We start from the raw sequence: 12,857 nt of genomic DNA, 5'->3' as shown, positions 1-12,857 counted from the left end.
CAAGCCGGCAGCGGGTCAGTAGGCTGAGGGGCGGACCGACGACGCTCCAGCGAATCACCCTAAGCAAGGAGAACCCCTGTGGCACAGATCGAGGCTGTAGGCGCCCGCGAGATCCTCGACTCGCGTGGAAACCCGACCGTCGAGGTGGAGGTGCTGCTGGACGACGGCATCGTCCAGCGCGCGGCCGTGCCGTCCGGCGCGTCGACCGGAGCCTTCGAGGCGTACGAGCTGCGTGACGGCGACAAGAGCCGCTACAGCGGCAAGGGCGTTCTGAAGGCCGTCGCCGCCGTCATCGACGAGCTCGGCCCCGCGATCGAAGGCGTCGAGGCGAGCGAGCAGCGCGTCGTCGACGAGATCCTCATCGCCACGGACGGCACCGAGAACAAGTCGCGCACCGGCGCCAACGCGATCCTGGGCATCTCGCTCGCGGTCGCCAAGGCCGCCGCCGACTCGGCCGACCTTCCGCTGTTCCGCTACCTCGGCGGACCGAACGCGCACGTCCTGCCCGTGCCGCTGTTCAACGTCATCAACGGCGGCGAGCACGCCGACAACGGCATCGACTTCCAGGAGTACTTCCTCGCGCCGATCGGCGCCGACACGTACGCCGAGTCGCTGCGCTGGGGCACCGAGGTGTACCACGTCCTCAAGGGCGAGCTGAAGGCCGCGGGCTTCGCGACCGGACTCGGCGACGAGGGCGGGTTCGCCCCCGACCTTCCCAGCAACCGCGAGGGCCTCGACTTCCTGATCCAGGCGATCGAGAAGGCAGGCTTCACCCCCGGCACCGACATCGGCGTCGGCCTCGACGTCGCGGCGACCGAGTTCTTCAAGGACGGCGTGTACACCGTCGAGGGCAAGGCATGGTCGGCCGAGCAGCTGACCGACTACTACGCCGACCTCGTCGCGAACTACCCCGTCGTCACGATCGAGGACGCCCTCGCGGAGGACGACTGGGACGCGTGGAAGGCTCTCACCGACAAGATCGGCACGAAGGTGCAGCTCGTCGGCGACGACCTCTTCGTCACCAACCCCGAGCGCCTCCAGCGTGGCATCGACCTCGGCGTCGCCAACGCGCTGCTGGTGAAGGTCAACCAGATCGGCACGCTGTCCGAGACGCTGGACGCCATCGCTCTGGCCACCCAGAACGGCTACCGTTCGATGCTCTCGCACCGCTCGGGCGAGACCGAGGACACCACGATCGCCGACCTCGCGGTCGCCGTCAACGCGGGTCAGATCAAGACCGGCGCGCCCGCCCGCAGCGAGCGCGTGGCGAAATACAATCAGCTTCTGCGCATCGAAGAGGAGCTCGGTGAGGCCGCGGTGTTCGCGGGCCGCGGAGCGTTCCCCCGGTTCAAGGGCTGATGCGCTGACAGCCTGAAGTCGACGTGAGGGGGAGCCGTGGCCAAGACGACGGCTCCCCCTTCTCGTCCCCCGGGTGCGACAGCACCTCGTCGGCGGCCCGTGAGCGCGCGACGCCCCGTCGATGTACGTGGCTGGCTCGGCGGCATCCGCCTCTCGGGCTTCATGGTGATCATGATGGGCCTGGTCGTGCTCGCCGCCTTCGTGCTCGTTCCCACCATCGGCACCTATGTCGATCAGCGTCAGCAGGTGGCCGCGCTCGAGGCGGCCGTGCAGCTCAGCCGTGACGAGGTGGCCGACCTCGAGTCCCAGCGCGAGCGCTGGCAGGACCCCGCCTACATCACCACCCAGGCGCGCGAGCGGCTGTACTACGTCAAGCCCGGCGAGGTCGTCTACCTCGTCGACGACGACCTGCCGCCCGAACTCGCGCCCCAGGAGCAGGAGCCGGTGAGCGACGAGCTCGAGGCTGCCGACGCGGACTGGATGTCGAAGCTCGTCCGCTCGGTGACCGAGGCAGGGCTCGCCCAGACCGTGGCGCCGGTGACCATCGGCGTGCCCGACCCCGAACCCTCGCCCACGCCGACGCCCTGACCGCCCGGGACCGCCGCGACCGCTCAGCGGCGTCGCGGTCCAGCACCGTCCCAGGTGGCGTCGGTACCCTGGGCCCGACCAAGGAGCTGCTCTGTGACGACCCCGCCATACCCCCCTGTCAGCGATGCCGACCTGACCGTGCTTCGCGAACAGCTCGGTCGCCCGGCTCGCGGAGTCGTGGGGATCGCGGCGCGCTGCGTGTGCGGCAACCCCACCGTGGTGGCCACGTCGCCGCGGCTTCCCGACGGCTCGCCGTTCCCCACGTTCTACTACCTGACGCACCCGGCCGCGACCGCCGCGATGTCGGTCCTCGAGGCCGACCACGTCATGCGAGAGCTCTCCGACGCGCTGGCCGCCGACGAGGAGGTCGCCGCGGCGTACCGGCTCGCGCACGAGGCGTACCTGCGGGACCGCTCCGCGTTCGGCGAGGTGGAGGAGATCGCCGGCATCTCGGCCGGGGGCATGCCGACGCGCGTCAAGTGCCTCCACGCGCTCGCGGGCCACGCCCTCGCCGCGGGGCCCGGGATCAATCCGATCGGCGACCGCGCGCTCGCGCTGTCGTCGTGGTCGCCCGAGCGCTGCGTGTGCGCGCAGCCGGGATCGGGCGGATGATCCGCCGCGCCCTCGCCGCCGTCGCGTCGGCGGCCGTCGCCGCGACGCTGGTCGCGGTGGGGCCCGTGGCCGCCCAGGCGGCTCCCGCCGAGGAAGACCCGATCCGTGCCGCAGAGTACTGGCTGGACGACTACGGCGTCGAGAAGGCGTGGGAGACCACACGCGGCGCCGGCGTGAAGATCGCCATCATCGACACCGGCATCGGCCGCGGCCCGGTCGAGTTCGACGGTGCCGTCGCCGGCGGCACGGATGTCTCGGGGGTCGGGTCGTCCGACGGGCGCACGCCCCTGGGCGCAGTCGACGCCGATCACGGCAGCTGGGTCGCGTCGCTCGCGGCCGGCCGGGGCACCGGCCCCGCCACCGGCATGATCGGCGTCGCGCCCGAGGCGCAGCTGCTGTCGGTATCGGTCGCCTTCGGCTCGTCCGCGCAGCGGCCTTTCGCCGACCAGATCGCCGACGCGATCCGCTGGTCGGTCGACAACGGCGCCGACGTCATCAACATGTCGCTCACCACGAACGTCCCGGACTGGCCCGAGAGCTGGGACGACGCCTTCCTCTACGCCTTCGACCACGACGTCGTCGTCGTGGTCGCCGCCGGCAACCGGGGGAGCGGCACGACCCGTGTGGGTGCGCCGGCGACCATCCCCGGCGTGCTCACCGTGGGTGGTGTGGACCGCTCCGGGAAGGCCAGTGTCGACGCGTCCACACAGGGCATCACCATCGGCGTCTCGGCTCCCAGCGAGGAGCTCGTCGGCGTGTCGGCCGACTCGACGCTGGTCTCGTGGGACGGCACGAGCGGCGCCGCCCCGATCGTCGCCGGCATCGCGGCGCTGGTCCGCGCCGCGCACCCCGACCTCGATGCCGCGAACGTCATCAACCGCATCGTCAAGACCGCCCGTCCCGCCGCGGGTGCGACCGCCGTGCCCGATGTGCTGTACGGCTATGGACTGGTGGATGCCGCCGCCGCCGTGACGGCCGGCCTCCCCACGGTGACCGCCAACCCGATGGGCAGCCTCGAGGACTGGGTGCGGCTGTATCGCCGGGCCCCCGTCGCGCCCATGCCGGAGGAGCCGGCGCCGAGCGTCGAGGTTCCGGCGCTCCCCGACGCGGATGCCGCGACGCGCGTCTCCTCGCCGCTGCTGCCGGACCGGGACACCGTGGTGTACGGCAGCCTGCCGCTCCTGTTGGTCACAGCGACGGCTATACTGGTGGCGCTCGGCGTCACCGCTGCTGTCCGACGCATCCGATTGGCGTCCCGCGCGCCGAGCCGCTGACACAGGAGGAGTACTCCAAACCGTGACCAACACCGTGCCCAAGATCCTCATCGTCGGTGGCGGATACGCAGGCTTCTACACGGCCTGGAAGCTCGAGAAGCATCTGCGCAAGGGCGAGGCGGAAGTGACGATCGTCGATCCGCTGCCCTACATGACCTACCAGCCGTTCCTCCCCGAGGTCGCGGCCGGCTCGATCGAGGCGCGCCACTCCGTCGTGGCCCTGCGCCGCCACCTCAAGCGCACCAACGTCGTGGCCGCCAAGGTGACCGGCATCAACCACGCCGGCAAGGTCGCCACCATCACCCCGATCGCCGGCGAGCCGTACGAGTTCGAGTACGACCAGATCGTCGTCACCGCCGGCGCGGTCTCGCGCACCTTCCCGATCCCGGGAATCGCCGACAACGCCATCGGGCTGAAGACGATCGAAGAGGCCGTCGCCATCCGCGACAGGCTGATGTCGAACTTCGACAAGGCGTCGACGCTTCCTCCCGGTCCCGATCGCGATCGCCTCCTCACCGTCGTGGTGGTCGGCGGCGGGTTCGCCGGCATCGAGGTGTTCGCCGAGCTGCGTTCGCTCGCCTCGTCGCTGGTCAAGAGCTACCCGCAGATCACGTTCGACGACACGCACTTCCACCTCATCGAGGCCATGAGCCGCATCATGCCCGAGGTGTCGCTGAAGACGAGCGAGTGGGTGCTCAAGAACCTCGCCCAGCGCGGCGCATCGGTCCACCTCGACACGCAGGTCACCGGTGCCGTGGGCGGCAACATCGAGCTCTCCACGGGCGAGACCATCCCCAGCGACCTCATCATCTGGACCGCCGGCGTCATGGCGAACCCCACGGTGGTGCGCGGCGGCGACCTCCCCGTCGAAGAGCGCGGTCGCATCCGCACCCGCGCCGACCTGCGGGTGGGCAGCGAGGACGAGATCGTCGAGGGTGCCTGGGCGGCCGGCGACGTGTCGGCCGTGCCCGACCTCACCGGTGGCGGCGTGGGCGGCTACTGCGTGCCCAACGCCCAGCACGCAGTGCGCCAGGCGAAGCTCCTCGCGAAGAACCTCGTGGGCGTGCTGCGCGGCGAGCTGCCGCGCGAGTACTACCACAAGAACCTCGGCGCCGTCGCGGGCCTCGGCCTCTGGGTCGGGGTGTTCCAGTCGGGCAAGCTCGCGCTCAAGGGACCCATCGCGTGGCTCGCGCACCGCGGCTACCACGGCCTGGCGATGCCGTCGTGGGAGCGCAAGTGGCGCGTGCTGTGGGGCTGGTGGAACAACTTCTGGCTCGGCCGCGACATGGTGAACCTGTCGACGGTGCAGAACCCTCGTTACGTGTTCGAAGAGTTCGCAGCGCGTCCGCGTCCGCCGCAGCCGGTCGAGGCGCCGGTCGAGACCGCCGCCGTGGCTGCGCCGGCCAAGAAGGCCCCTGCGCGCAAGCCCGCCGCGAAGGCCGCCGACGCCGAGAAGGTCGCCGCGAAGTAGGTTCGCAGGATGCCGCAGGCCCGTCTGAGAAGATGAGCCTGCGGCATTCGCGTTCCCGGCGGAACGTGGTGGGCCCCCGTAGCCCAACGGCAGAGGCAGGCGACTTAAAATCGCTCGAGTGTGGGTTCGAATCCCACCGGGGGCACCGGCTCCGCGCCCTCGCGCTGCCCGAGAAGACGCGTTAGCCTGGGCAAAAGCGGCGAAGGGTCCCCGACATGGTCGAGAACAGCACGGGCGGTCGGAGCGCGCACGAGCAGAGCGCGAGCGAGCAGAAGGTGCCGAAGAGCGGCTGGTGGTGGAAGCTCACTGCGCTGCTTCTCGGGGCCCCGCCGATCGCGGTGTACGGGGCCGAGGACGAGGTCGAGCAGGAGCGCGCCGAGAGGGCGCAGGACTGACCCCCTCGTCGGCTGTCGCACACCTGCGAATGCTGACGCGATCCGGTCATCGAGCGCATCCGCGGCACCATAGGCTGGTGCGATGCGCACGCACCCGAAGCGAGCCGTATGAGTCTCGATCTGCTGTCCACACCCACGGCGAAGAAGCCCTGGGCCCATCCCGCGTCCTACTGGGGCGCGATGACCCATGCCCTCGCCGAGATCAGCGGCCCCGTCGCCGCCATCAACGCCGCGGCCCTGCGCTACAACGCCCTCGATCTGGTCGTGCGGGCCGGAGGCGTCCCCATCCGCGTGGCGAGCAAGTCGGTGCGGGTCCGCGAGGTCCTCGACGCGGTGCTGGCGCTGCCGGGCTACGCGGGCGTCCTCGCCTTCACCCTTCCCGAGGCGCTGTGGCTCGCTGAGACCATGGACGACATCGTCCTCGGCTACCCGACGGTCGACCGCGCGGCGATCGCCGCCCTCGCAGCCGACGAGACCGCCGCCGCACGCATCACCCTGATGGTCGACGACCTCGCCCAGCTCGACCTGGTGGACGCCATCGCCGCGCCGAGCGCGCGGCCTGAGATCCGGATCGCCATCGACGCGGACGCCTCGTGGCGTGCGCCCGCGCTCGGTCACATCGGCGTGCTGCGCTCGCCCGTGCACGAGGCGGCGGAGGTGGCCGCGCTGGCGCGTTCGATCGCCGCACGCCCCGGCTTCCGGCTCGTCGGCCTGATGATGTACGAGGCCCAGATCGCCGGTCAGGGCGATGCGACGGGGTCGGGTGATGCCGTCATCCGGTGGATGCAGCGCCGCTCGGCCGCTGAGCTGCTCGACCGCCGCGCCGCCATCGTCGCGGCCCTGCGCGACATCGCGCCCCTCGAGTTCGTCAACGGCGGAGGGACCGGGTCGCTCGAGCTGACGGCATCCGATCAGTCCGTGACCGAGGTGACCGCCGGAAGCGGACTGCTCGCCGGCCACCTCTTCGACGGCTACCGCGCCTTCGACCCGGCGCCGGCGGCGGCCTTCGGGTTGGAGGTCGTGCGCAAGCCGGCCTCCGACGTGGCCACCGTGCTCGGCGGCGGGTGGATCGCTTCGGGGCCTGCTCTCGAATCGCGCCAGCCGCGTGCCGTCTGGCCGGCGCAGCTGCGCATGGCGCCCCGTGAGGGCGCCGGCGAGGTGCAGACACCGCTGCGCGGGGACGCGGCACGCGACCTGCGGATCGGCGACCGCGTCTGGTTCCGCCACTCGAAGAGCGGAGAGCTCGCCGAGCGCGTCGCCGCGTACCACCTCGTCGACGGCGACGAGCGCGTCGGCGAGCTGCCGACGTACCGCGGCGAGGGGAAGGCGTTCCTGTGACCCGCCCCGGCGGCGTCTGGCGCAACTGGGCGCGGACGGAGTCGGTGCGACCGCAGCGCCTGGAGTTCCCGCCGACGGTGGCGGCGGTGCAACGAGCGGTGGTCGCCGCGGCGGCCCAGCACATCCCCGTCAAGGCGGTGGGGGCCGGCCACAGCTTCACCGGCATCGCCGTGGCACCGGGAGCGCTCCTCGAGCTGCGCGATCTCAGCGGCCTCGTGTCGGTCGATGCGGATCGCGGCCGGGTGACCCTGCTCGCCGGCACGCGTCTGCACCGGATCCCGGCGCTCCTGGCTCCCTTCGGCCTGGCGATGGAGAACCTCGGCGACATCGACAGGCAGTCGATCGCGGGAGCGATCTCCACGGGCACGCACGGCACCGGCGCCCGCTTCGGCGGCATCGCGGCACAGGTGGTCGGCGCGACGCTGGTCACGGCGTCCGGCGACCTGCTCGCCGTGAACGAGGACGAGAACCCCGAGCTGGTCCCCGCCGTCGCTCTCGGGCTCGGCGCGCTCGGCATCCTGGTCGATGTCACGCTGCAGTGCGTCCCCGCGTACGTCCTGCACGCGGTGGAGCAGCCGGAGCCGCTCGATGACGTGCTGGCGGCGCTCGAGGACCGCGTGGCGGCCGCCGACCACTTCGAGTTCTACTGGTTCCCGCACACCGACCGCGCGATGACGAAGACCAACACGCGCCTGCCCGACGGCGCGCCCCGGCATCCGCTCTCACCGGTCGGCAAGTGGATCGACGACACGCTCGTCGGGAGCGGCCTGCACCAGGTGGCGTGCTCGACGGGCCGGGCGATCCCCGCACTCGTCCCCACCATCAACCGCGTGTCGGCGAAGGTGTGGGGCGACCGGGAGTTCACGGATGCCTCGGCCCGCGTGTTCGCGACCAGCAGGTCGGTGCGGTTCCGCGAGATGGAGTACGCCCTGCCGGTGCCGAACGTGCGGCCGGCGTTCGAGGCGCTCCGCGCGCTCGTCGACGAGCGGGGATGGCGCATCGGCTTCCCCGTCGAGGTGCGCTTCGCCGCGGCCGACGACCGCTGGATGTCGACGGCCCACGGCCGCGCCTCGGGATACATCGCGGTGCACCGGTACTGGCGCGAGGACCCCACGGAGTACTTCGAGGCGGTCGAGGAGATCATGCTCGGCTTCGAGGGGCGACCGCACTGGGGGAAGATGCACACGCTCGGGGCGGAGACGTTCCGCGAGCGGTATGCGCGCTTCGACGACTTCGTCGCCCTCCGTGATCGCCTGGACCCCGAGCGGCTGTTCCGCAACCCGTACCTGGATCGCGTCCTCGGTGGGTAACGGCTGAGAGTACCGGGATCGGCCTCATGCCGCGGGGGCCCGCGTCGGTAGGATGAGGTCACTACCGAACGGAGCCTCGGCACATGGAATGGCTGATCCCAGTCCTTATCGTGGTGGCGCTCGCCGTCATCGTCGGCATCTATCTCTGGGCGACGTACAACTCGCTCGTCCAGCTGAACGTGCGCGTCGATGAGGCGTGGAGCGACATCACCGTCCAGCTCAAGCGTCGAGCGGATCTGCTGCCGAACCTCATCGAGGCCGTCAAGGGGTATGCCACGCACGAGAAGGCCGTTTTCGAGCGCGTGACGCAGGCGCGCGCCGACACGCTGTCGGCGACCGGGCCCGCCGAGGCCGGCGCCGCCGAGGGACGCATGCAGCAGGCGCTGAAGTCCCTGTTCGCCGTCGCGGAGGCGTATCCGCAGCTGCAGGCGAGTCAGAACTTCCTCCAGCTGCAGCAGTCGATCGTCGACACCGAGGACAAGGTCCAGGCCTCGCGCCGGTTCTACAACGGCGGCGTGCGCGAGTTGAACACGAAGATCAAGGTGTTCCCGAACAACATGTTCGCCCGCAACCTGGGGTTCCACGAGCGGGAGTTCTTCGAGGTGATCGACGGCGCCGCCATCTCGGAGCCGCCCCGCGTGCAGTTCTGACTCAAGGTTGAGCGAGCGAAGCGAGTCGAAACCTCATCAGACGGATGTCGAAACCTCACCAGACGGATGTCGCCGCCCGGCGGTAGCGTCGGGGCGTGACTGTCCGGCTGACGCGTGAGGAGGCCCGCCGCATCGCGGCGCGCGGCCAGCTCCTGACCGCTCATCGCCCCGCGGGCATCGTCGAGACCATCGATGCGCTCACCATCGTGAACATCGAGCCGACGGCGGCGATCGCACCCAGCGCCGACCTGATCCTGTGGAGCCGGCTCGGGTGGCCCTACCAGCCGGCGGACCTCGTGCGCCTCGTCGAAGAGGACCGCGCCGTATTCGAGTGGGGCGGCTTCTACCGGGCGATGACCGACCTTCCGCTGCTGCTTTCCGAGATGCGGCACCGGCCGCACTCGGCGCAGGCGCGGGAGTGGCTGGCCGCCAACGACGTGTTCCGTCGTGAGGTGCTGGCCCGGCTGCGGGCCGAGGGACCGCTTCGGGCTGCCGACATCCCCGACGCCGCCCAGGTGTCGTGGCGCTCGTCGGGGTGGACGAACAACCGCAACTCGATGCAGCTCCTCGAGATCCTCGTGATGTGCGGAGACGTGGCCATCTCGTCGAGGGACGCCGCCGGCCGGCTGTTCGACGTCGCCGACAGGGTCTACCCGCCCGATGTGGTGGCGCTCACCGACGAGGAGGCTGCGCGCGAGCGCGCGGAGCGCCGCCTCGCGTCGCTCGGCATCGCGCGGGCGAAGGGCATCGCGCAGCCGCTGGAGCCGGTGGACGTCGGCGAGATCGGCGAGGAGGCCGTGGTCGATCGGACCGACGGCGTCTGGCGCGTCGACCTCGAGGCGCTCGACGGGCTCGCCGATTTCGCGCCGCGCACCGCGCTGCTGTCGCCCTTCGACCGACTGGTGTTCGACCGTCGCCGGCTGGAAGAGATCTTCGGGTACGAGTACCTGCTCGAGATGTACAAGCCCGCCGCCCAGCGCCGGTGGGGCTACTTCGCGCTGCCGATCCTGCACGGCGATCGGTTCGTCGGCAAGCTCGACGCCAAGAGCGATCGCAAGGCCGGCGTTCTGCGGGTGCACGCGGTGCACGAGGACGAGCCGTTCACCGACGAGATCCGGCAGGCGGTGGATGCCGAGATCCAGGACCTCGCCCGCTGGCTCGGCCTCGAGGTGGTGGGTTCCCCCGCCGCGTGAGTCCGACCGCTGGACCGCCGTTCTCAGCGGGTGCGCCTTCGTCAGCTCGCGAGCTCTTCGACGGCCTCAGTGCCGGGCCCCGCGGTCGCGGGCTCGTCGGCACCCGGCTCCTCGGGGGAGAGGGCGACGGGTTCAGCCGGCCCGGCGTCATGTCGGGCGGCCTCGGGCATCACGCGGGCGAGGTCGTCGACGGCGTCGCCCCAGCGCGAGATCGAGACGGACTCCAGACCCTGCCAGGCGGCCGCGAGACGGAGCTCCGCGGCGAGGCGGGGTGCGGCATCCGCCGGGCGTCCGTGCTCCCACCACGCCGCCTGCACGCGCAGGGTCGAGGCGGCACGATCGGCTTTGAGGTCGACGCGGCCGACGATGTCGTCGTCGATGAGGACGGGAAGCGAGTAGTAGCCGAATCGGCGCTGGGCCGCCGGCGTGTAGATCTCGATGCGGTACTCGAAGTCGAAGAGGCGCTCGGCGCGGTCCCGGAACCACACCACGGGGTCGAACGGCGTGAGGATCGCGGTGGCGTCGATGCGTCGCGGCACGACCGCCTCTCGGTGCAGCCACGCCCTGGCCGGTCGCCTGCCGGTGGTCCACCCCTCGACGGTGACGGGCTGCAGCTCACCGGCCTCGCTGAGATCGTCGAGCGCCGCCGTGATGGCCTTGCGGTCGGCGATCCGCCAGTAGTCCGCGATGTCGGCGGCGGTCGCCACACCGTAGGCCCGTGCCGCGCGCCGCACGAGCTCGTGCACGGCGTCGTCGCGGGCGACCGGGGCATCGAGCACGTCGTGCGGGATCACGTGCTCCGCCAGGCCGTACCGGCGCTCGAACCCGCGTCGGCCAGCGATCGCGACCTCGCCGAACAGCCAGAGGTGCTCGAGCGCCTGCTTCACGACGTCCCAGTCCCACCACGGGCCGCGGGCGCCCTTCTTGGTGTCGTGCTCGATCTGCGCCGGACGCAGCGGCCCCCGGTCGGCGAGCTCGGCGCGCACCCAGTCGAGGATCTCGCGATGGGTGTCGGACCAGCTGCCGGCGCCGCCGTACTTGGCGCGCATCGCCTGCATGCGGAAGTCGAACAGTCCCCAGTCGGCGGCGGGGATGAAGGAGGCCATATGCGCCCAGTACTCGACGTACGGCGAGCGCCGGGCGAACAGCAGCCGATCGAGGGCAGCGGGGTCGTACGCACCGAGGCGCGAGAAGAGCGGCATGTAGTGCGACCGGGCGAAGACGTTGACGGAGTCGATCTGCAGTGTCGCCATCCGCGCCAGCGCGCCGTTCAGCTGCCGCGTCCCCGCGGCGGAGGGGCGAGGGCGCGCGAACCCCTGTGCGGCGAGCGCGACGCGCCGCGCTTCTGCGGCGCTGAGCGAGGACTTCACGCGCGTCAGCTTAGCCAGCGGCTCCGACATCGGCCCCACCGTCTTCATGACCGTCGCGGAATGCGACGCGCCTAGACTGGGCGAATGAGCACTGGGCGTACGAGCGGCTCCGAAGACAAGCCCCGCAGCTCGCTCTTCGATGCCGTCCGCGACCGCAGCCGCGTGGTCTCCACCGAGACCTCCGCCGCGGTGCCGCGTGGTCTCCGGGTCGCCACCGCCTACTCCTGGCGGGTCATCGTCGTCGCCGCCGCCATCGGCATCGGCGTCTGGCTCGTCATCCAGCTGAAGCTGCTGGTGATCCCGCTTCTGATCGCCATCCTCATCACCGCCCTGCTGTGGCCCGCGTTCGCGTGGATGCTGCGCCGGAGGATGCCTCGCTGGCTCGCCATCGTCATCTCGGTCGTCAGCACCCTCGCGATCGTGACCGGACTGCTCTGGCTCGTCGTCTGGCAGATCATGCGGCAATGGGACTCCGTGCAGGCCAGCACGGTGGCCGCCATCGACCAGTTCCGGCAGTATCTCATCGACGGGCCGCTGCACCTGAGCCCCGAGCAGATCGACGACCTGCTGGATCAGGGCTGGGTCTTCATCCAGCAGCAGGCCGAGCTCCTCTGGTCAGGCGCGCTGGCGATCGGATCCACGATCGGTCACGTCGTCACCGGCGCCGTGCTCGCGTTCTTCATCCTGCTGTGCCTGCTCGCCGACGGCGCCGGCATCTGGCGGTGGACGCTGCGGCTGTTCCCCAAGAAGGCGCGGCCGGCGGCGGACGGCGCAGGACGCGCCGGCTGGGTCACCGTCGTCAACTACGCCCGCACGCAGCTGCTGGTCGCGACGATCGACGCGATCGGCATCGGCCTCGGTGCCGCCCTCCTCGGTGTCCCGCTCGCGATCCCCGTTGCCGTGCTCGTCTTCCTCGGCGCATTCGTGCCGATCGTCGGTGCCGTCGTCACCGGCACCGTTGCCGTGTTCCTCGCGCTCGTCTACAACGGTCCGTGGATCGCGCTCTGGATGCTCGTCGTCGTGCTGGGCGTGCAGCAGCTCGAGGGCCACGTCCTCCAGCCGCTGCTGATGGGGTCCGCCGTCAAGGTGCACCCGCTCGCGGTCGTGCTCGTGGTGGCCGGCGGCGCGATGATCGCCGGCATCCCGGGCGCCCTGTTCGCCGTCCCGCTCGCGGCGTTCGTCAACGTCGTCGCCGTCTATCTCGCCGAACGCGCCTGGGAGACCGGAGCCAAACCCTCCGGCGACCTCATCTGGAGCACCGTTCCGCGGCAGAGGAGAGTCCGTTCGTGACCACCGC

General features: G+C 71.1%; 12 protein-coding genes and 1 tRNA gene. 12 read left to right on the top strand and 1 reads right to left on the bottom strand.

Going from position 1 to position 12,857, the window contains the following annotated elements; genetic code table 11:
* Nucleotides 1-78: 78 nt before the first annotated feature.
* The 11 genes from eno to MRBLMI12_RS00420 all read left to right on the top strand — a co-directional run bounded on the left by eno (nt 79) and on the right by MRBLMI12_RS00420 (nt 10,190).
* Nucleotides 79-1,359: a phosphopyruvate hydratase gene (eno, locus tag MRBLMI12_RS00470; RefSeq protein WP_363352950.1), complete on the top strand. Its 1,281-nt coding sequence runs from the start codon at nt 79-81 to the stop codon at nt 1,357-1,359.
* 99 nt (nt 1,360-1,458) lie between these two features.
* Nucleotides 1,459-1,947, top strand: coding sequence for an FtsB family cell division protein (locus MRBLMI12_RS00465; RefSeq protein WP_349427950.1), 489 nt, complete (start codon nt 1,459-1,461; stop codon nt 1,945-1,947).
* 93 nt (nt 1,948-2,040) lie between these two features.
* On the top strand, nt 2,041-2,559 hold the full coding sequence (locus tag MRBLMI12_RS00460) for a DUF501 domain-containing protein (RefSeq protein ID WP_363352948.1): 519 nt from the start codon (nt 2,041-2,043) through the stop codon (nt 2,557-2,559).
* Nucleotides 2,556-3,833 carry a S8 family serine peptidase gene (locus tag MRBLMI12_RS00455; protein WP_363352946.1) on the top strand — a complete coding sequence of 426 codons (1,278 nt, stop codon included), beginning with the start codon at nt 2,556-2,558 and terminating at the stop codon, nt 3,831-3,833. The genes MRBLMI12_RS00460 and MRBLMI12_RS00455 overlap by 4 nt, the downstream gene beginning before the upstream one ends.
* Before the next feature lie 34 nt (nt 3,834-3,867).
* A complete protein-coding gene (locus tag MRBLMI12_RS00450; protein WP_349428989.1) occupies nt 3,868-5,304 on the top strand; it encodes an NAD(P)/FAD-dependent oxidoreductase in 1,437 nt (478 codons plus the stop codon).
* A 72-nt stretch (nt 5,305-5,376) separates the two neighbouring features.
* Nucleotides 5,377-5,449: transfer RNA gene (locus tag MRBLMI12_RS00445), tRNA-Leu, on the top strand.
* Nucleotides 5,450-5,519: 70 nt separating this feature from the next.
* A complete protein-coding gene (locus MRBLMI12_RS00440; RefSeq protein ID WP_363352944.1) occupies nt 5,520-5,699 on the top strand; it encodes a hypothetical protein in 180 nt (59 codons plus the stop codon).
* Between the two features lie 108 nt (nt 5,700-5,807).
* Nucleotides 5,808-7,037 (top strand): alanine racemase, encoded by a 1,230-nt coding sequence (locus MRBLMI12_RS00435; protein ID WP_363352942.1) that lies wholly within the window; start codon nt 5,808-5,810, stop codon nt 7,035-7,037.
* The gene (locus MRBLMI12_RS00430; protein WP_363352940.1) at nt 7,034-8,347 is read left to right on the top strand and encodes a D-arabinono-1,4-lactone oxidase; all 1,314 of its coding nucleotides are present in this window, start codon (nt 7,034-7,036) and stop codon (nt 8,345-8,347) included. Before MRBLMI12_RS00435 ends, MRBLMI12_RS00430 begins: the two co-directional genes overlap by 4 nt.
* Nucleotides 8,348-8,430: 83 nt before the next feature.
* Nucleotides 8,431-8,997, top strand: a complete 567-nt coding sequence (locus tag MRBLMI12_RS00425) for a LemA family protein (protein ID WP_349427944.1) — start codon at nt 8,431-8,433, stop codon at nt 8,995-8,997.
* 95 nt (nt 8,998-9,092) lie between these two features.
* Nucleotides 9,093-10,190, top strand: coding sequence for a DNA glycosylase AlkZ-like family protein (locus tag MRBLMI12_RS00420; protein ID WP_363352938.1), 1,098 nt, complete (start codon nt 9,093-9,095; stop codon nt 10,188-10,190).
* Between the two features lie 41 nt (nt 10,191-10,231).
* Here the strand turns inward: MRBLMI12_RS00420 and MRBLMI12_RS00415 are convergent, their stop codons facing one another.
* Entirely contained in the window at nt 10,232-11,560 is a 1,329-nt protein-coding gene (locus MRBLMI12_RS00415) for a winged helix-turn-helix domain-containing protein (RefSeq protein ID WP_363352936.1), read from the bottom strand.
* Between the two features lie 84 nt (nt 11,561-11,644).
* Between MRBLMI12_RS00415 and MRBLMI12_RS00410 the strand changes: the two genes are divergently transcribed.
* A complete protein-coding gene (locus MRBLMI12_RS00410; RefSeq protein WP_363352934.1) occupies nt 11,645-12,850 on the top strand; it encodes an AI-2E family transporter in 1,206 nt (401 codons plus the stop codon).
* Nucleotides 12,851-12,857 lie beyond the last annotated feature (7 nt).

Origin of the sequence: Microbacterium sp. LMI12-1-1.1 (genome assembly GCF_040676455.1) — a bacterium.
GTDB lineage: Bacteria > Actinomycetota > Actinomycetes > Actinomycetales > Microbacteriaceae > Microbacterium.
Note: the sequence above shows the minus strand (reverse complement) of the source record. Positions and strands in the feature narration are given on the sequence as shown.